Origin of the sequence: Thauera sp. JM12B12 (assembly GCF_039614725.1) — a bacterium.
Lineage (GTDB): Bacteria > Pseudomonadota > Gammaproteobacteria > Burkholderiales > Rhodocyclaceae > Thauera.
Window position 1 is genome coordinate 1170622 of the sequence record NZ_CP154859.1, and the last position, 18534, is coordinate 1189155.

An 18534-nucleotide genomic window follows, 5' to 3' on the forward strand; every position below is an offset into this window, starting at 1 on the left:
GCGAACATCGCCTCAGTCTCCCAACTCGCTCGCCAGCGTCTTGCGGTCGATCTTGCCGTTTGGGTTGCGCGGCAGCGGGCCTTCGCGCACCTCGATGCGACCGGGCACCATGTAGGCCGGCATTCGCGTGCGGCATTCGGCAAGCAGCGCCGCGGTGTCGAGCGTGCCGTCGGCGGGCGGGGTGGCGATGACGACGATGCTCTGGCCCAGGGTGTCGTGGGCAATGCCGAAGGCTGCACATTCGCCGACCAGCCTGGTGGCGTAGAGGATCTCCTCCACCTCGGTGGGGCTTACGCGGTAGCCCGAGGTCTTGATCATCTCGTCGCGGCGGCCGATGAAATAGAGGTAACCCTCCTCGTCGCGGCGCACGGTGTCGCCGGAGAACACCGCGATCTCGGGCAGGACCAGGCCGCTCTGCCGACCCGGGGCCTTGGTGGGCAGAGGCTTGAAGCGTTCGGCAGTCTTTTCCGGGTCGTTCCAGTAGCCCATCGCGACCAGCGCACCGCGCTGCACGAGTTCGCCCGGCTCGTTGGGCGCGCATTCGCTGCCATCCTCGCGCAGCACCATGATCTCGGCGTTGGGGATGGCCTTGCCGATCGAGTCGGGGCGGATGTCGGCCTGCGCCGGCGGCAGGTAGGTGGCGCGGAAGGCCTCGGTGAGGCCATACATCAGGAAGGGCTCCGTCCTGGGCAGCATGCCGCGCAGCTTGGTGAGCGTCTCCAGCGGCATGCGTCCGCCGGTGTTGGCGATGTAACGCAGGTGCTCGGTGATGGTGTCCGACCACTGCAGTTGCGAGAGCTGGATCCACAATGGCGGCACTGCGGTGAGGCCGGTGACCTTTTCCTTCTCGACGGCCTTGAGGACGTCGCGCGGCATCAGATAGTTGAGCAGCACCACGCGCGCGCCTGAATGAAACGCGGTGGTGAGCTGCGAGAAGCCGGCGTCGAAGGATAGCGGCAGTGCGGCGAGCAGGGTGTCGCCGGCGTGGTTCTCGAGGTACTGCGCGACGCTCTTGCCGCCCGCAACCATGTTCCGATGAGAGAGCACCACGCCCTTGGGCCGGCCGGTGCTGCCGGACGTATACAAAATGGCGGCCATGTCCGTGTCGATGATGCGGTGGCCGGCGGCGGGCGGCGCGGCGCAGAGTTCCTCCCAACGCACGACGCTGGCGCCGGGCATTTCCGGCCGCGTATCCACCTTGCCGGTGAGCACCACGTGGCGCAGGTCGTGGCAGCTGGCGAGCGTGTCGCGCAGGGTGGCGAAACGTTCGGGCGAGGTCACCAGCACGCGTACGTTGCAGTCCTGCAGGATGTAGCCGACCTGCTCGGCCTTCAGGATCGGGTTGACCGGTACGAAGACGCCCCCCGCCGCGCTGGTGCCGAAGATGGCGGTGACGGTTTCGGGGCGCTTGTCGAGGTAGATCGCTACGCGCTCGCTGCGCTCGAGGCCGAGTGCCAGGAGGCCGGCCGCGAACTGGGCTACGGCAGCGCCGAGTTCGGCGTAGCTCTGCGTGGCCCCGCCGAAGGTGAGCGCCGGCGCGGTGGGCGAACGCTGGGCAGATGCGCTGATCAGGTGGTGGAGCAGGGTGGTGTGGTTCATGGCGGCCGGATGAACTGGGAACGGGCTGGTCTGCGTGCGACAGACCGGTGTGGAGCGATAACCCGCAGGAGGTTAGCGCGGCCGCCAAGCAATCACAACGGCGTACGTCACGCCGATGGCGCCCGGCCGAGCCCCGGTGCTCTGCTAGAATCGCCCGCCATGAGCTATCAGGTCCTCGCACGCAAGTGGCGGCCGAAATCCTTCGGCACGCTGGTCGGTCAGGAGCACGTCGTGCGTGCGCTGACGCACGCGCTCGCCACCGGGCGGCTGCATCACGCCTGGCTGTTCACCGGCACGCGCGGCGTGGGCAAGACCACGATCAGCCGCATCCTGGCCAAGGCGCTCAACTGCGAGACCGGCGTCACCGCCGAGCCTTGCGGGCAGTGCGATGCCTGTCGCGCGATCGACGCCGACCGCTTCCCCGACTACGTCGAGATGGACGCCGCCTCGAACCGCGGCGTGGACGACATGGCGGCGCTGCTCGACAAGGCGGTGTATGCGCCGGTGCAGGGGCGCTACAAGGTCTACATGATCGACGAAGTGCACATGCTCACCGGGCATGCGTTCAACGCGATGCTGAAGACGCTCGAGGAGCCGCCCGAGCACGTCAAGTTCATCCTCGCCACCACCGACCCGCAGAAGATCCCGGTGACGGTGCTGTCGCGCTGCCTGCAGTTCAACCTCAAGCAGATGCCGCAGGGCCATATCGTCGAGCACCTGACGCGGATCCTGCAGGCCGAGGCGGTGCCCTTCGAGCCGGGCGCGCTGCGCCACCTCGCCAAGGCGGCGAGCGGGTCGATGCGCGACGCGCTGTCGCTGCTCGACCAGGCGATCGCGCACGGCGCGGGCAAGGTCGAGGAGGAGCAGGTCACCCACATGCTCGGTACGGTGGGCGACGACCACCTGTACGCGGTGCTCGATGCGCTCGCCGCGGGCGATGTCCCGGCGCTGCTCGCGGTGGCCGACGGGATGGAGGCGAGGAGCCTGTCCTTCGATGCGGCGCTGCAGGCGCTGGCGACGCTGCTGCACCGGATCGCACTCGCGCAGTACGCACCGGAGGCGATCGGTGACGAGGCGGAGCGCGCACGCATCCTGGCCTACGTGGATCGCTTCGACGCCGAGTTCCTGCAGCTCGCCTACCAGATCGCGATCCACGGCCGCGACGAGCTGGCGCTGGCGCCGGATGAATACACCGGCTTCACGATGACGCTGCTGCGCCTGCACGCCTTCCGTCCCGAGCAGCCGGCGGCGCTCGGCGGGCCCGGCGTGCAGCCCGGGCCGGCGGGGCGTGCGCGCGCAGTCGGGGGTGGGCAGGACGCGTTCGCGGGCAAGCCCGCTCCCACGGGGCGTGCTGCGCCGACGGGGCCGGCGTCTGCGACCGGGCAGGCGGCTCCGACCGGGCAGGCGGCTGCGACGGGGCCGGCGTCTGCGACCGGGCAGGCGTCTGCGACCGGGCAGGCGGCTGCGGAGGCGTCGGCACCGCCGACCGTATCGGCGCCCCCGGCCGCATCGCCGCCGCCTGCTGCGGAAGCGAGCATACCCGCGACGCCGGCTCCCGGATCCGCCGCGGCTTCCGTGGGAGCGAGCTCGCCCGCGACTGCGCCGCCGCCGCGAGCGTCGGACCAATCGCCCACGGCCTCCGTGGGAGCGGGCTTGCCCGCGACTGCTGCGCCGCCGCGACTTTCGGACCAATCGCCGCCTGCGGCCTCCGTGGGAGCGGGCTTGCCCGCGAATGCGGCGCCGGTCGCCGCGCCCCCCGAGCACGACGTGCCGCCCTGGGAAGACCTCCCCGCCGAGGCCTACGCCGAGGACGACGGCCGTCCCGCCCGCGCCGAGCGCGTGTCGATGGCGGACGAGGACCTCGCGCCGCGCCCGCGCGCAGTGCCTGCACCGCGCCCGTCCGCGCGGACGGATGCGCCGGCGGCCCGGCGCGCCAACGCACAGGGCGCCGCCGCTGCAGTACCGTCGGACGCCGCCGTCGCGGCAGCGTCCGCCCCCGCCACGCCCGCGCCCCCGCGGGCCAGCGGTCCGAGCGGTGACGCCGCCGCCTTGCTGGCACTCGGCGACTGGCGCGGGCTGATCCGCGCGCTCGGCCTGGGCGGGCTGGTGCGCGAGCTGGCGCAGCACTGCGAATGGGTCGAGTGCGGCGAGGACGGCCTGCAGCTGCGGCTGTCGACCGCACACCGTCACCTGCTCGACATGAACCGTGCCGCGGTCGATCGGCTCCAGGACCTGCTCACCGCAGCGCTCGGCCGGCCGCTGAAGCTGCGCATCGAGATCGGTGACATCGCCGGCGAGACGCCCGCCCAGCGCGACGAGCAGGAGCGGCGCGCGCGCCATGCCGAGGCGGTCGCCGCGCTCGAGGCCGATCCTTTCGTGCGCGAGCTGATCGAACGTTTCGACGCCACGCTCGTCGAGAGCACGGTGAAACCCCTATAGCCGCCGCGGCCGTCCGATGCGCGGCGGCGATGCGCGCGGGTACCCCTTCAACCTTCCAATCGATCAACGGAGAGCTCCACCATGATGAAAGGCGGAATCGCGGGCCTGATGAAGCAGGCCCAGCAGATGCAGGAAAACATGAAGAAGATGCAGGACCAGCTCGGCTCGATCGAGGTCGAGGGCCAGTCGGGTGCCGGCATGGTCAAGGTGCAGATGACCTGCAAGTACGACGTGCGCCGTGTCTCCATCGACGAGTCGGTGATGGACGACAAGGAGATGCTCGAGGACCTGGTCGCCGCCGCGCTCAACGATGCGGTGCGCAAGGTCGAGACCGCGACCCAGGAGAAGATGGCCAGCGTCACGGCCGGCCTGAATCTGCCGCCCGGCATGAAGCTGCCGTTCTGAGCGCGCGTCCGCGATGTCGCCCTCCAGCCTCGACGAGCTGATCGAGGCGCTGCGCTGCCTGCCGGGCGTGGGGCCGAAGTCGGCCCAGCGCATGGCCTACCATCTGCTGCAGCGCGACCAGCGCGGCGCGGCGCGGCTCGGCCAGGCCTTGCTGCACGCGCTCGAGGTGTTGCGCCACTGCGAGCGCTGCAACACCTTCACCGAGGAGGCGGTCTGCCAGCGCTGCGCCAATCCGCGCCGCGACGGCTCGCTGCTGTGCGTGGTGGAGATGCCCGCCGATCTGGCCATGATCGAGCAGACGCAGTCCTACAACGGCCTCTACTACGTCCTCATGGGCCGGCTGTCTCCGCTCGACGGCATCGGGCCGCGCGAACTTCGGCTCGACAAGCTGATCGCGCGCGCCACCGAGGAGGGTGTGCGTGAAGTCATCCTCGCCACCAACTTCACCAATGAGGGCGAGGCGACCGCGCACACCGTGGCGACGCTGCTGTCCGCGCGCGGGGTCAAGGTCAGCCGGCTGTCGCGCGGCGTGCCCGTCGGCGGCGAGCTCGAGCACACCGACGCCGGCACGATCGCGCAGGCGCTGGTGGAGCGCAGATCGGTCTGATTTGCCATGTTGCGTTGCAGAAAAGCGACGCCTGTCCAGGCCGCGTTTTCGCCCGGAAAGCCTTGTTCTTGCTGGTGAAGCGCGGTTTGCGCTTTCTCTGTTGCGGTGTCTTCGATATAATCGCGGGGTTATTTGTATCCAGGTCTTTCGTTTTCCTTTTTGGGAAGAGGGTCATGAGCGTTGATCAAAAGATGGACAGCAGCCGCCGCACCCTGCTGCTGGCAACGTCCGCCGCTGGCGGCGTGGCCGCAGTGGCGACCGCGGTGCCGTTTGTTGCCAGCCTGACGCCGTCCGAGCGCGCCAAGGCAGCCGGTGCGCCGGTGGAAGTGGATGTGAGCAAGCTCGCGCCGGGCGAGATGATGACTGTGGAGTGGCGCGGCAAGCCCGTGTGGATCCTGCGTCGCACGCCCGAGATGCTGGCTTCGCTCGACAAGACCGACGAGAAGGTCAGCGATCCGGCCTCCGAGAAGCCGCAGCAGCCCGACTACGCGAAGAACAAGCACCGCTCGATCAAGCCCGAGTATCTGGTTACGGTCGGCATCTGCACCCACCTCGGCTGCTCGCCGTCCGAGAAGTTCAAGATGGGCGCCGAGAGCGGCATGGGCGCGGATTGGCCGGGTGGCTTCCTGTGCCCCTGTCACGGCTCGATCTTCGATCTCGCCGGTCGCGTGTACAGCAGCATGCCCGCGCCGGACAACCTCGAGGTGCCGCCGCACCAGTACCTCGCGGATACCACCATCCTTGTTGGCGATGACGGGAAGGCATAAGCGATGACGACCAAATCCCAAGCCGTGCTCAACTGGATCGACGAGCGCTTTCCGCTCACGTCGTCCATCAAGGGGCACCTGACCGAGTACTACGCGCCGAAGAACTTCAACTTCTGGTACTTCTTCGGTTCCCTGGCCCTGCTGGTGCTGGTCATCCAGATCCTCACCGGCATCTTCCTGGTCATGCACTACAAGCCGGATGCCTCGCTCAACGCCTCGGGTGTGCCGATCGCGTTCGCCAGCGTCGAGTACATCATGCGCGAGGTGCCGGGCGGCTGGCTGATCCGCTACCTGCACTCGACCGGCGCGTCTGCGTTCTTCGTCGTCGTGTACCTGCACATGTTCCGCGGCCTGCTCTACGGCTCCTACCGCAAGCCGCGCGAGCTGATCTGGATCTTCGGCACGCTGATCTTCCTGGTGCTGATGGCAGAGGCCTTCATGGGCTACCTGCTGCCCTGGGGACAGATGTCGTTCTGGGGCGCCCAGGTGATCGTGAACCTGTTCTCGGCGATCCCGGTGATCGGTCCGGACCTGTCGCTGGTCATCCGCGGTGACTACGTCGTCTCCGACGCCACGCTGAACCGCTTCTTCTCGTTCCACGTCATCGCCGTGCCGCTGGTGCTGATCGGCCTGGTCGCCGCGCACATCGTCGCGCTGCACGAAGTGGGCTCGAACAACCCCGACGGCGTCGAGATCAAGAAGAAGAAGGATGCGACCGGCAAGCCGCTGGACGGCATCCCCTTCCACCCCTACTACACGGTGAAGGACATCGTCGGCGTCGTCGCCTTCCTGTTCTTCTTCAGTGCGGTGGTGTTCTTCGCGCCCGAAGGCGGTGGCTACTTCCTCGAGTTCAACAACTTCATCCCGGCCGACCCGCTGAAGACCCCGCCGCATATCGCGCCGGTCTGGTACTTCACGCCCTTCTACTCGATCCTGCGCGCGGTGACCTACCCGCTGTTCGGTCTCGACGCGAAGTTCTGGGGCGTGGTCGCGATGGGTGCGTCGGTGATCATCATCGCCTTCCTGCCCTGGCTGGACCGCAGCCCGGTGAAGTCGATCCGCTACAAGGGTCCGATCTTCAAGATGGCCCTGGTGATCTTCGTGATCTCGTTCTTCATCCTGGGTTACCTCGGTGTGCTGCCCCCGACCCCGGGCCGCACGCTGGTGTCGCAGATCTGCTCGGTGATCTACTTCGCCTTCTTCCTGCTGATGCCGTGGTACAGCAAGCTCGACAAGTGCAAACCCGAACCGGAAAGGGTGAACTTCAAATGAAAATGCGCGTGATCAACCTCATCAAGCGGGCGGCAGCGGTGCTGCTGTTCGCCCCGGCGGTGGCGCTGGCGGCGGGTGCTTCGGTCCATCTCGACAAGGCGCCGGTCAGCACTGACCCGGCCGCGCTGCAGCATGGTGCCAAGCTGTTCGTCAATTACTGTCTGAACTGCCACAGCGCGAGCTTCACGCGCTACAACCAGCTCGAGAACATCGGCCTCGACGAGGCGTCGATCCGCGACAACCTGATGTTCACCGGTGAAAAGACCGGTGACCTGATGAAGATCGCCATGCGTCCGGCGGAGTCGAAAGCCTGGTTCGGCGTTGCGCCGCCCGACCTCACCCTGGTCGCGCGCCAGCGTGCGTCGGCAGACGGCAGCGGCGCGGACTGGCTGTACACCTACCTGCGCCAGTTCTACCGAGACCCGGCCCGTCCGACCGGCTGGAACAACGCGATCTTCTCGAACGTCGCCATGCCGCACGTGTTCTGGCAGCTCCAGGGCGAGCAGGTCGCCAAGGTGACGCAGAACGCCGACGGCAGCACCTCGACGACGCTCGAGCTGGTCAAGCCCGGCACCCTCACGCCCGCCGAATACGACAAGGCCGTCGCCGACCTCGTCTCGTTCCTGGTGTGGATGGGCGAGCCGGTGGCCGAGAAGCGCAAGACGATCGGCACCGTCGTGCTGATCTTCCTCGCCGGCCTGTTCGTGCTCAGCTATGCGCTGAAGAAGAACTACTGGAAGGACATTCATTGATCCGATTCGCCACGGCCCGCCGGGCCGGATAGTGCGGTCCTGACCCAGACGCACCACGCGGCCCCGCGTGGTGCGCTTTTGCTTTTGAATTCCGGAGTCGCAACACCATGATGAACCTGTATTCCGGCACGACCGACCCCTTCAGTCATCGTTGCCGAATCGTACTGTTCGAGAAGGGCATGGATTTCGAGGTCATCGACGTCGACCTCTACAACAAGCCCGAGGACATCGCCGTCATCAACCCCTACAACCGCGTGCCGGTGCTCGTCGATCGCGACCTCGTCCTCTACGAGGCCAACATCATCAACGAATACATCGACGAGCGCTTCCCGCATCCGCAGCTGATGCCGCCCGACCCGATCATGCGCGCGCGTGCCCGCCAGTTGCTGCACACCTTCGAGCAGGAGCTGTTCACCCACCTCGAGGCCCTCGAGGCCGCGCAGAAGGGTGTCGACAAGGTCCGCGCCCATGTGCGCGACCACCTCACCCAGCTCGCGCCGGTGTTCACCAAGCAGAAGTACATGCTGGGCGAGGAGTTCTCCATGCTCGACGTCGCCATCGCACCGCTGCTGTGGCGCCTGGAGCACTACGGCATCGAGCTGCCCAAGGCCGCCGCGCCGCTGATGAAGTACGCCGAGCGCATCTTCAGCCGTCAGGGCTTCATCGACGCGCTCACCCCGTCCGAAAAGGTCATGCGTCGCTGAATCGCATGATCGCAACGAGGCCATGCTGCGCCCATCCGGGCGCCACATGGCCGCCGGAGACCCGATGAGTACCGTCTCGACCAAGCCGTATCTGCTGCGCGCCATCTGGGAATGGTGCGTGGACCAGGGTTTCACGCCCTATCTCGCCGCCCTGGTGGATGAGAACACCCGCGTTCCGCCCGGCTACGCCCACGACGGCCAGATCGTGCTGAACCTGTCGTCCGATGCCACCGGACAGCTGCAGATGGCCAACGACTACATCAGCTTCCAGGCCCGCTTCGGCGGTGTGGCGCATTCGCTGGTGATTCCGGTGGCGAACGTGATCGCGATCTATGCACGCGAGAACGGCCAGGGCATGGCCTTCGAGCCAGAGGGTCTCGCCGTCGAGGACGACGCCGGGGGCGCCGGCGCGGATGCGGCCGAGGTCGAGGACATGGCCGAGGCCACCGCGGCGCTCCAGCGCGACGCCGTCGCGGAGGACGTCACCGAGGCGCCGCCGCGGCCGCCGCGCGGCAGCCACCTCAAGGTCGTCAAATAAGGAGCCGCCCCATGCCCAGCCTCACCTGGAACGCCTCGCTCGCCAACGACCTCGCGCCGATGGATGCCACGCACCGCGAGTTCATCGAGTGCTACAACGCGGCCGCCGCGGCCGCACCCGAGGCGTTCCTGCCTGCCTTCGACCGCCTGATCGAACACACGCAGGCGCACTTCGATCTGGAGAACGGCTGGATGGCGGCCGTGGACTTTCCCGGCTGCCATCGTGCGGAGCACGATCGTGTACTCGCCGTGATGCTCGACATCCGTAAGCGTGTCGAGCGCGGCGACCGCTTTCTTGCCCGCCGCCTGATCGAGGAGCTGCCGGCGTGGTTCGAGAACCACGTCAACGGCATGGACGCCGCACTGGCCTTCCACCTTGCCAGCATCGGCTTCGACGTCGAGAGTGCCAGCCTGCGCCCGCTCGCCGACGGTGAGCAGCGCGGCGCCGGCTGCGGCTGCGCCAGCATGAACGCTCCCGAACCGGCGACCGGCAGCTCGGACGCGGAGCCGGTGGCACAGCCCGCCGCCTGAGCGCGGCGAGCGGCGTTCAGCCGCGCAGGAAGGGAAACGCCACCGCAGGCCGGCGCCCGCTCATGAGTTCGGCGAGCGCCGCTGCCGAGCCGCAGGCGAGCGTCCATCCGAGCGTGCCATGGCCGGTGTTGAGCCAGAGCCCGGGTGTGCGACCGCGCCCGATGAGCGGCACGTTGCCGGGCGTGGCCGGCCGCAGGCCCGCCCAGTGCTCGGCGCGCGCGATGTCGATGGCGCCCGGGAAGCGGCGCTGCGCCCATTCCAGGATGCCGGCGATGCGTTCCGGCCGCACCTGCGTGTCGAAGCCGTTGAGCTCGGCCGTGCCGGCGATGCGCAGCCGGTCGCCCAGTCGCGAGCACACGATGCGGCGCGATTCGTCGGTGAGGCTGACGCTCGGGGCGCGTGCCGGATCCAGCACCGGGGCGGTGATCGAATAGCCCTTCACCGGGTAGATCGGCAGGCGCTCGCCGAGCGTGGCCACCAGGCGCGGCCCGTAGCTGCCAAGGCAGAGCACGCAGGCGTCGGCGCGCAGCGTCTGCAGCCCTCCCTCCGCCGTGCGCACCTCCACCCCTGTGACGCTCCCGTCGTGGCCGGTGCAGATGCGTTCGATCGAGCAGTTCCAGTGCATCTGCGCGCCCGCTGCCGCCACCCGGGCGGCAAGCGCCCGGGTGAAACGGCAGGCGTCGCCGGATTCGTCCCCGGGGGCGTAGAGCCCGCCCACGAGCACGCCGGATTGCGCAGCGAGCGCCGGTTCGATGGCGAGGCACTGGTCGCGGCTGCACACCTGCGCCTCGATGCCGAAGCCGGCGAGCGAGCGCGCGCGCGCCGGCGCTTCGGCGAATTCACCCGCGCTGTAGAAGAGGTGAAGGATGCCGCGCTCGAGCTGCTCGTACTCCAGGCCGAGCTCGGCGCGCAGCGCGCGCAGCCGCTGCGCGCTCCAGGTCGCCAGCGCCGCGATCGCGCGCGTGTTGCGATGCGCGCGCCAGGGCAGGCATTCGAGCAGGAAGCGCGCGCCCCACAGCCACTGCGCCGGGTCGCGGGTGGGGCGGAACTTCAGCGGTGCATCGTCGCGGCCGAGCCAGCGCAGGATCTGCACCGGCGCGCCGGGGTTCGCCCACGGCTCGGGATGGCTGACCGAGATCTGCCCGCCGTTGGCGAAGCTCGTCTCGCGCGCAGCCTCGGGCTGGCGGTCCACCACGCTGACGCGAAAGCCGGCCTGCTGGAGGTACCACGCCGTCGTCACGCCGGACAATCCGGCACCGAGAACCAGGACGTGCATGTGCGGGTGTTGCGGGAAAAGGTTGAGCGGAGGCACGAGGCGGAGCCTGCGGGAGGGGCGTCGATGATACCTCCTCGCGCCGCGTCCTTGAACCGCGCGTCGAGCGCTCCGGCACGGCAGGCGATTGCCCGGAATCGCGCGGGACAATGCACTTTTGTCCGTGCGCTCGGCGCGGGGAACCGCGATAATTCGCCCCTGTCCGTCCGAAACGCTTTCCTGGAGTTCCGCAATGCGTCGAGTCACCCTCACCCAGTTCCTGATCGAGCAGCAACGCGCCGGCCGCATCAACCCCGAGCTGCGCCTGCTGATCGAAGTCGTCGCCCGCGCGGTGAAGGCGATCAGCGTGAACGTGTCCAAGGGCGCGCTTGCCGGCGTGCTCGGTGAGGCCGGCACCGACAACGTCCAGGGCGAAGCGCAGAAAAAGCTCGACGTCATCGCCAACGAGATCCTGCTCCAGGCCAACGAGTGGGGCGGCCACCTCGCCGCGATGGCCTCCGAAGAGGTCGAGACCGTGCACCAGATCCCCTTCGACTATCCGAAGGGCGGTTTCCTGCTGCTCTTCGATCCGCTCGATGGCTCGTCGAACATCGATGTGAACATCTCGGTGGGCACGATCTTCTCGGTGCTGCGCAACCCGCCCGACTGCGACGAGCCGACCGAGGAGGATTTCCTGCAGCCCGGGCGCGAGCAGGTCGCGGCCGGCTACGCCGTCTATGGGCCCTCGACCCAGTTCGTGCTCACCGTCGGCAACGGCGTCCATGCCTTCACGCTCGACCGCGAGATGGGCAGCTTCATCTACACGCAGCCCTTCATGACCATCCCGGCCGACACCCACGAGTTCGCCATCAACGCCTCCAACGCGCGCTTCTGGGAGCCGCCGGTCAAGCGCTACGTCGACGAGATGACGCAGGGCAAGGGCGGCCCGCTGGGCAAGGACTACAACATGCGCTGGGTGGCCTCGATGGTGGCCGACGTGCATCGGATCATGACGCGCGGCGGCATCTTCATGTACCCGCTGGACGAGAAGTGCCGTGCCAAGGGCGGCAAGCTGCGGCTGATGTACGAGGCCAATCCGATGGCGATGCTGGTCGAGCAGGCGGGCGGCGCGGCCTCCACCGGGCGCGAGCGCATCCTCGATGTGCAACCCGCGGAGTTGCACCAGCGCGTGCCGGTGATCCTCGGTTCGAAGAACGAAGTGGAGCGCGTGGTCGGATACCACCAGGGAGCCTGAGGCCGGTGCCCGGTGCACGCAGCCGCGCGCGGCGCAGCGCTCGCTGGCGCGATGCCGCGGTACTGGCGCTGGTGCTGGCGGCCGCCCCGGTGGCGGCGCAGGACCGCTTCGAGATCCGGCTCGAGGCGCCCGACGAGGTACGGGCGGTGCTCGAGCAGCACGTGCGCCTGCTCAGGCGCGATGGCGAGGCCCTGCCTGCCGAGCAAGCCGACCGTGTGGCGATGACCCGGCGCGCGCGGCGCGAGGTGGCCGACCTGCTCGCGACCGAGGGCTACTTCTCGCCGCGCATCCGCTTCGATCGCGACGACCCGGCGAACTGGGTGCTGCAGGTCGAGCCGGGCGCGCGCACCGAGGTCGAGGCGGTCGACATCGCCTTCACCGGCGAGCTGGCCGTCTCCGGCGAGGGCGGCGAGGCCTATCTGGAGCTGCTCCGCGCGAGCTGGGGCCTGCCGGTCGGCCAGCCCTTCCGCCAGGCGGCCTGGGACAGCGCCAAGGCCGCGTTGCTCGATGCGGTGAGCGCACGGCGCTATGCCGCTGCCCGCATCGCCGAAAGCCGCGCGGAGATCGACCCCGAGACCGCGCGCGCGCGCCTGAAGGTGCGCATCGACAGCGGGCCGGTCTTCTATCTGGGCGAGCTCGAGGTGGAAGGGCTCGAGCATCTGCCGGCCGATCTGGTGGCGCGCTACAGTCAGCTCAGACCGGGCGCACCGTACGACCGCGAGCAACTGCTCGCCTTTCAGACCGACCTGCAGAACACGCCGCATTTCGGCTCGGTGATCGTCGACATCGATCGCGATCCGGCGCTTGCCGCTGCGGTGCCGGTGCGGGTGCAGGTGACCGAGGCGCTGCCGCGCTATGCCGGTGTCGGTGCCGGTTACTCGACCAACACCGGCGCGCGCGTCGAGTTCAGCTATCGCGACTCCAATCTGCGCAAGCGTGGCTGGGAGTTCTCCTCCGGCCTGCGCCTCGAACAGCGCCGCCAGGCGCTTTACGCCGATGTCTTCCTGCCCCCGCGCGGGCGTCACCGCGACAGCTTCGGCGCGCTCGTCGAGCGCAGCGACCTGGAGGGCCTGAAGATCGACGCGCAGGCTGTCGGGGCGACCCGCACCACGCTGCGCAACGACATCGAGACCCAGCTCGCGCTGCGCCTGCAGCACGAGAGGATCGAGCCCGCCGGCGGGGAGACGCGCAGCAGCAACACGCTGACTGCGAACTGGACATGGATCAAGCGCGCGGTGAACGACCTGCTCGATCCCACCGACGGCTATCTGCTCGAGTTCCAGGTCGGAGGGGGGCCGAAGATCGCCCTCGCCGAGCAGGATTTCCTCCGCCTGTATTCGCGTTTCGTGCGCTACCAGCCGGTGCGCGGCACGGATGTGTTCATCCTGCGTGGCGAGGCGGGCGTCACGCTCGCCGAGAGTCGGGAAGGCATCCCGCAGGATTTCCTGTTCCGCACCGGCGGCGCGCAGTCGGTGCGTGGCTATGACTACCAGAGCCTTGGCGTGAGGGAGGGCAGCGCCACCGTTGGCGGCCGCTACCTGGCGACGGCGAGCGCAGAATACGTGCGCTGGTTCCAGCCGCAATGGGGCGCGGCCTTCTTCGTGGATGCGGGCGATGCGGCCGATACCCGGGATGATTTCGATCTGCGCGTGGGCTACGGCGTGGGAGCGCGCTGGCGCAGCCCGGCGGGGCCGCTGGCGATCGACCTCGCCTGGGGGCACCAGGAACGCAGCCTGCGCCTGCACTTCGGGGTGGCGATCGCATTCTGATTCGGGCGCTCAGTGCCGGCCCGCCGGGCCGGCAAAGGCGGGGGCTCGCGATAACCTGCGGCGCGGGGCGCGCGGGGCACCGTTCGGGCGCCGCACGTCCACGGCGCGTGCAGTTTCAGCAGCGACCCTTCTTGGCCTGGCCGGGCGGGCAGAAGTCGCCGCGGCGGCGGTCACCCTCGTAGTAGTAGCGCCGTTCCTCGTAGCGCTCGCGCTCGCGGTAGCGGCGATCATCGCGCTCGTTGTCGTAGCCGGCTGCAGCGCCCACGCCGCCACCGATGGCACCGCCGATGATGGCGCCTTCGCGACCGCCAACGGCCTCCCCGATGACCGCGCCCGCCGCGCCGCCGACTGCGCCCCCGATGGCGGTGGAGCCGCCGGCGTGCGCGGTGGTGGCGAGGGACAGGACGACGAGGGCAGAGGCAAGGAGTCGGGTCTTCATGTGCGGTATTCCGTCATTGTTGGATGGCCGCGATCTTAAGCGTGCCCCGCGGGCGATGTCGAACGCGACTTGTCAGTGAATGTTGCCCTTGCGGCCGAAGCTGCGCCGCAACTCGGCGAGCTTCCTCAGGCCCGCGATGACGCGCCCGTTGACCGACTCCGCCGGCAGCGTCCCGTCGCCGTCCGGCGTGCCGGCGGGCAGGCCGGTGAGCAGTTCGAGCGCTTCGTCGACGCCGGCCACCGCCCACACCCTGAAGCGCCCGGCGCGCACCGCGTCCACCACGTCCTGGCGCAGCATCAGGTGGCAGACGTTGGGACGCGGGATGAGCACGCCTTGCTCGCCGCTGAGACCGCGCGCGGCGCAGATGTCGAAGAAGCCCTCGATCTTGTCGTTGATGCCGCCCACCGGCTGCACGACGCCAAACTGGTTCACAGAGCCGGTGACGGCCAGCGCCTGGCGGATCGGCACGCCGGACAGCGCCGACAGCAGCGCCGCGAGCTCTGCGAGCGAGGCGCTGTCGCCCTCGACGCCGCCATAGGACTGCTCGAACACCAGGCTGGCCTTGAGCGACAGCGGCATCGTCCAGCCGAAGCGCGCAGCCATGAAGGCGGACAGGATCAGCACGCCCTTGGAGTGGATCGGTCCGCCGAGCTTGACCTCGCGCTCGATGTCGATCACCTCGCCTTCGCCGACGCGCACCGTGGCGGTGATGCGCACCGGGTGGGCGAAGCTGTCGTCGCCGAGCGGCACCACCGCCAGGCCATTGACCTGGCCGACGTGGCGGCCGGCGGTGTCGACCAGCCACTGGCCGCGCAGGATCGCCTGCTGGTAGTGCAGGCGGAGGCGTTCGTGGCGGCGGCGGTGGGCGTCGAGCGCGGCGGCCACGTGTTCGCGTTCGATGCGGGGCGCGCCCGCAGCGGTGGCGAAGTGCGCGGCCTCGCGCAGGCGGTCGTCGATCGGCTGGGTGCGCGCGCTCAGGCGCTCGGCGTCGCCGGCAAGCCGGGCGGCGTGCTCGATCAGGCGCGCCATGGCCGGCGCCGAGAGCGGTGGCAGGCGGGCACGACGGGCGAGGGTGGCGACCAGGCGGGCGTAGGCGGCGGTGTTGTCCGCGCTGCGCACGATCTCGCTCTCCATGTCGGCGTTGATGCGAAAGAGCGCGCCGAACTCGGCGTCGTACTGGCACAGCAGGTAGTAGACCAGGCGCTCGCCGATCAGGATCACCTTGAGCTCGAGCGTCATCGGCTCGGGCTCGAGCTGCACCGAGCCGGTCACGCCGATGAGTTCGGACAGCGACTCGATGCGCAGCCGCCCCGACCTGAGCGCACGCTTGAGGCCTTCCCAGGCGAAGGGCTGGGCGAGCAGCTTGATCGCGTCGAGCACGAGAAAGCCGCCGTTGGCCCGATGCAGGGCGCCGGCGCGGATCAGGGTGAAGTTGCTGACCAGGGTGCCCATGTGCACCAGATGGTCGATGCGACCGACCAGGTTCTGCAGCGTGGGATGGTCCTCCACGACCACCGGGCGGGTGCCGTCGGCGGGGTTGGGCACCAGCAGGTTCACCAGGTAGCGCTGCACCGTGATGCTGCCGGAGTAGGTCAGGGTGTCGCCGTCGTCCTCGCTGCGCGGGGCCGCGTGCAGCGATTCGCCGCCGGCGATGATGTCCTTGAGCACGTTGTCGAGGTGCGCGCCCACGTCGGGCAGATCGGCGTACCGCGGCCGGAGCTCGTCGATCATGTGGGTGACGGTGGCGCCCAGCGCGTCGCGGCCGGCGTCGCGGATGCGGTTCTGCAGCTCGCGCCGCCAGCGCGGAAACTCGTTCATCAGCAGGTGCATGCGCTCGCGCAGGGTCGTGATGTGCTCGCCGAGCTCATGCTGGCGATCTTCCGGCAGTTTCGCGAACTCCTCCTGCGACAGCGTGCTGTCGGCGTCCTTCATCGGCAGGAAGGCGAAGCCGTGCGGAGTGCGCAGCAGGGCGACGCCCAGCGTCTGGGCCTCGTCGCCGAGCTGGCGCAGCGCGGTCTCCTCGCGCTGCTTGGCTTCTTCCTGCAGGGCCTCGATGCGATTGCGGTATTCGTCGCTCTCGAACACGGCGGCGATCGCCGGGATCAGCTCCTCGACGAAGCGTTGCATGTCGTCGCGGAAGGCCGGACCGCGGCCGCAGGGCAGACGCAACAGGCGTGGATGCGAGGCCTCGTCGAAGTTCCACACGTAGCACCAGTCGGCGGGCGGCGGGCCGTCGTGGCGCTCGGCTTCGAGCAGGCGTGTGACGATGGCATGGCGGCCGCTGCCGGTGTCGCCGAGCACGAAGAGGTTGTAGCCTTCGGCACCGATGTCGAGCCCGAGCCGGATCGCTTCGACCGCGCGGCCGTGGAGGTCGGCGGCGTCCAACTCGGGCAGGGTGTCGGAGGTCTCGAAGCCGAGCGCTCCGGGGTCGCAGGCACAGAACAGCTGCTCGGCGGCAAGCGGGGCATGCTGGGGCATGGTGGGGCCTCGCGCGGTTCGGGTTGTTCCGCGCCATCATAAACCCCGGCAGCGGCTCAACGGACCAGGAAGGGCAGGTTGGCGGTCGCCGCCTTGCCGTTTCGATCGCGCACGGTGATGAACAGGCGGTAGGCGCCCGCCGCCGGGGGCGCCAGGAAGCGCACCGTCGCCGCATCGGCTTGCAGCACGCGGACGTCGATGCGCGGCGGGGGCGTCTCGGCGTCGCCGCCCTTGCGCAGGTCGGTGGCTTCGGCACGGACCGTCCACTCGGTGGCGAGGGCGCTGCCGTCGTGCGCGACGGCGTCCACACCGGCGGAGACCTCCGCGCCGGGGGCGAATTCGTCCGCGCCGATGCCGATGCCGCGGATCACCGGCGCGGGCTTCGCCACCGGGCGCCCCCACGCGGCGGCGAGGGCGTCGGTCATCGCAGTCTGGCTGCCGTCGGCGAGGAGCAGGCCATGCCAGGTCGCGGTCTGCTCCTGCTTGGCGCCCCACAGGAAGGGGAAGGCGCCGCGGATCTGCGGCTGGTCCTCGAGGAAGGCGAGCGCCGAGGTGAAGAAGCGCGCCTTCTCGGTGCTGGTGAGCTCCACCGGCGCGCCCCAGGGTTTGCGGCCGGCCTGCCACTGGCCGAGCGGACCGAGCTCGGCGATCACCACCGGCTTGGTGATGCGCGCCTCGCGCAGCCGCTGCGGCAGGTCGAAGACCGCGCCGGCATAGACGTTGATGCCGAGCAGGTCGACGTTGGGGCAGCAGCCGGCGAGCGCGCGGAAGGCGTCCATGCCCGTGTCGGCGACCACCATCAGGGTCGGGCGCGCGGGGTCGAGGCGCTTCACCAGGCCGGCGAGGCGGTCGATCTCGCGCCACAGCGGCAGCGGGTCGGCGACACCGGTCTCGACCTCGTTGCCCACGCCCCAGGCGAGCAGGGCGGGGTGATCGCGGTGGCGCGCAACGGCGGCGAGCAGCGTCTGCTCCTGGGCACGCACCGCCTGTTCGTCGGCGTAGTCGAAGCCATGGCGCGGGTGCTCGACCCACAGCCCCATTACCACCTTCATGCCGAGGCGCCCGGCCTCGTCGAGCACCCAGGCGTCGGCTTCGCGATACACGCGCACGACCTTGGCGCCGGCGGCTGCCAGGCGTTCGAGCGCGGCGCGGTCGCCCTCGAAAGCGGCGCCCCGCCATTGTTCGGGGGCGGTTGCGGCGCGGACCGGGAGGCCGGGGCAGAGCAGGCAGAAGCAGAAAAAAAGTATGAGTGTGCGCACTTGAAATCCCCGGACCCCGTCCCTATTATTAGCACTCGTTGGCAGTGAGTGCTAACAGGCTTCGCGCGGAGGCCAGCCCCCCGCCGAAGCCCACTGCGAATTTGCTGCGCGGGCTCGTCCCGCAATTCAATCAACCCGACCAGTTGAAACTCATTAGGAGAGAAATCGATGAAGATTCGTCCCCTGCACGATCGCGTGATCGTCAAGCGTCTGGAAGCCGAGCGCAAGACCGCCAGCGGCATCGTGATCCCGGACAGCGCCGGCGAGAAGCCCGATCAGGGCGAGGTGCTGGCCGTCGGCAACGGCAAGATCCTGGACGACGGCAAGGTGCGTCCGATGGCCGTCAAGGTGGGCGACAAGGTCCTGTTCGGCAAGTATGCCGGCCAGACCGTGAAGGTCGAAGGCGAAGAGCTCCTCGTGATGCGCGAGGAAGACATCATGGGCGTGGTCGAGGCCTGAGCCTCCCCCG

At 69.2% G+C, this 18534-nt stretch carries 17 protein-coding genes; 12 read left to right on the forward strand and 5 right to left on the reverse strand.

Annotation, left to right across the window (positions count from 1 at the left end; all coding sequences use genetic code 11):
* Window positions 1-12 precede the first annotated feature (12 nt).
* Entirely contained in the window at window positions 13-1599 is a 1587-nt protein-coding gene (locus AAG895_RS05205; protein ID WP_345794477.1) for an acyl-CoA ligase (AMP-forming), exosortase A system-associated, read from the reverse strand.
* Window positions 1600-1758: 159 nt separating this feature from the next.
* On the opposite strand from AAG895_RS05205, the gene dnaX reads away from it, so the two are divergent.
* From dnaX to AAG895_RS05250, 9 genes are all read left to right on the forward strand, one after another.
* On the forward strand, window positions 1759-4038 hold the full coding sequence (gene dnaX, locus AAG895_RS05210; RefSeq protein WP_345794478.1) for a DNA polymerase III subunit gamma/tau: 2280 nt from the start codon (window positions 1759-1761) through the stop codon (window positions 4036-4038).
* An 81-nt stretch (window positions 4039-4119) separates the two neighbouring features.
* Window positions 4120-4443 (forward strand): YbaB/EbfC family nucleoid-associated protein, encoded by a 324-nt coding sequence (locus tag AAG895_RS05215; protein WP_345794479.1) that lies wholly within the window; start codon window positions 4120-4122, stop codon window positions 4441-4443.
* Window positions 4444-4456: 13 nt separating this feature from the next.
* Entirely contained in the window at window positions 4457-5050 is a 594-nt protein-coding gene (gene recR, locus AAG895_RS05220) for a recombination mediator RecR (protein WP_345794480.1), read from the forward strand.
* A 173-nt stretch (window positions 5051-5223) separates the two neighbouring features.
* Window positions 5224-5817, forward strand: a complete 594-nt coding sequence (gene petA / locus AAG895_RS05225) for a ubiquinol-cytochrome c reductase iron-sulfur subunit (protein ID WP_345794481.1) — start codon at window positions 5224-5226, stop codon at window positions 5815-5817.
* A 3-nt stretch (window positions 5818-5820) separates the two neighbouring features.
* Entirely contained in the window at window positions 5821-7089 is a 1269-nt protein-coding gene (locus AAG895_RS05230; protein ID WP_345794482.1) for a cytochrome bc complex cytochrome b subunit, read from the forward strand.
* Window positions 7086-7841: a cytochrome c1 gene (locus tag AAG895_RS05235; RefSeq protein WP_345794483.1), complete on the forward strand. Its 756-nt coding sequence runs from the start codon at window positions 7086-7088 to the stop codon at window positions 7839-7841. Before AAG895_RS05230 ends, AAG895_RS05235 begins: the two co-directional genes overlap by 4 nt.
* Window positions 7842-7948: 107 nt before the next feature.
* Entirely contained in the window at window positions 7949-8545 is a 597-nt protein-coding gene (locus AAG895_RS05240) for a glutathione S-transferase N-terminal domain-containing protein (protein WP_004325185.1), read from the forward strand.
* A gap of 64 nt (window positions 8546-8609) precedes the next feature.
* Window positions 8610-9083: a ClpXP protease specificity-enhancing factor gene (locus tag AAG895_RS05245; protein WP_345794484.1), complete on the forward strand. Its 474-nt coding sequence runs from the start codon at window positions 8610-8612 to the stop codon at window positions 9081-9083.
* A gap of 11 nt (window positions 9084-9094) precedes the next feature.
* The gene (locus AAG895_RS05250; protein ID WP_345794485.1) at window positions 9095-9613 is read left to right on the forward strand and encodes a hemerythrin domain-containing protein; all 519 of its coding nucleotides are present in this window, start codon (window positions 9095-9097) and stop codon (window positions 9611-9613) included.
* A 16-nt stretch (window positions 9614-9629) separates the two neighbouring features.
* Here the strand turns inward: AAG895_RS05250 and AAG895_RS05255 are convergent, their stop codons facing one another.
* Window positions 9630-10889 (reverse strand): D-amino acid dehydrogenase, encoded by a 1260-nt coding sequence (locus tag AAG895_RS05255; protein ID WP_345794486.1) that lies wholly within the window; start codon window positions 10887-10889, stop codon window positions 9630-9632.
* A gap of 229 nt (window positions 10890-11118) precedes the next feature.
* Between AAG895_RS05255 and AAG895_RS05260 the strand changes: the two genes are divergently transcribed.
* Window positions 11119-12120 carry a class 1 fructose-bisphosphatase gene (locus tag AAG895_RS05260; RefSeq protein WP_345794487.1) on the forward strand — a complete coding sequence of 334 codons (1002 nt, stop codon included), beginning with the start codon at window positions 11119-11121 and terminating at the stop codon, window positions 12118-12120.
* A gap of 71 nt (window positions 12121-12191) precedes the next feature.
* Complete coding sequence (locus AAG895_RS05265) at window positions 12192-13889, forward strand: autotransporter assembly complex family protein (RefSeq protein ID WP_345795231.1); 1698 nt, start codon at window positions 12192-12194, stop codon at window positions 13887-13889.
* A gap of 115 nt (window positions 13890-14004) precedes the next feature.
* Here AAG895_RS05265 and AAG895_RS05270 read toward each other — a convergent pair whose 3' ends face one another.
* The 3 genes from AAG895_RS05270 to AAG895_RS05280 all read right to left on the reverse strand — a co-directional run bounded on the left by AAG895_RS05270 (window position 14005) and on the right by AAG895_RS05280 (window position 18032).
* On the reverse strand, window positions 14005-14328 hold the full coding sequence (locus AAG895_RS05270; RefSeq protein WP_345794488.1) for a glycine zipper domain-containing protein: 324 nt from the start codon (window positions 14326-14328) through the stop codon (window positions 14005-14007).
* Window positions 14329-14400: 72 nt separating this feature from the next.
* Window positions 14401-16806, reverse strand: a complete 2406-nt coding sequence (locus AAG895_RS05275; RefSeq protein ID WP_345794489.1) for an ATP-binding protein — start codon at window positions 16804-16806, stop codon at window positions 14401-14403.
* 56 nt (window positions 16807-16862) lie between these two features.
* On the reverse strand, window positions 16863-18032 hold the full coding sequence (locus AAG895_RS05280; protein ID WP_345795232.1) for a glycoside hydrolase family 2 TIM barrel-domain containing protein: 1170 nt from the start codon (window positions 18030-18032) through the stop codon (window positions 16863-16865).
* A 201-nt stretch (window positions 18033-18233) separates the two neighbouring features.
* Between AAG895_RS05280 and groES the strand changes: the two genes are divergently transcribed.
* Entirely contained in the window at window positions 18234-18524 is a 291-nt protein-coding gene (gene groES / locus AAG895_RS05285; RefSeq protein WP_002926786.1) for a co-chaperone GroES, read from the forward strand.
* Window positions 18525-18534 lie beyond the last annotated feature (10 nt).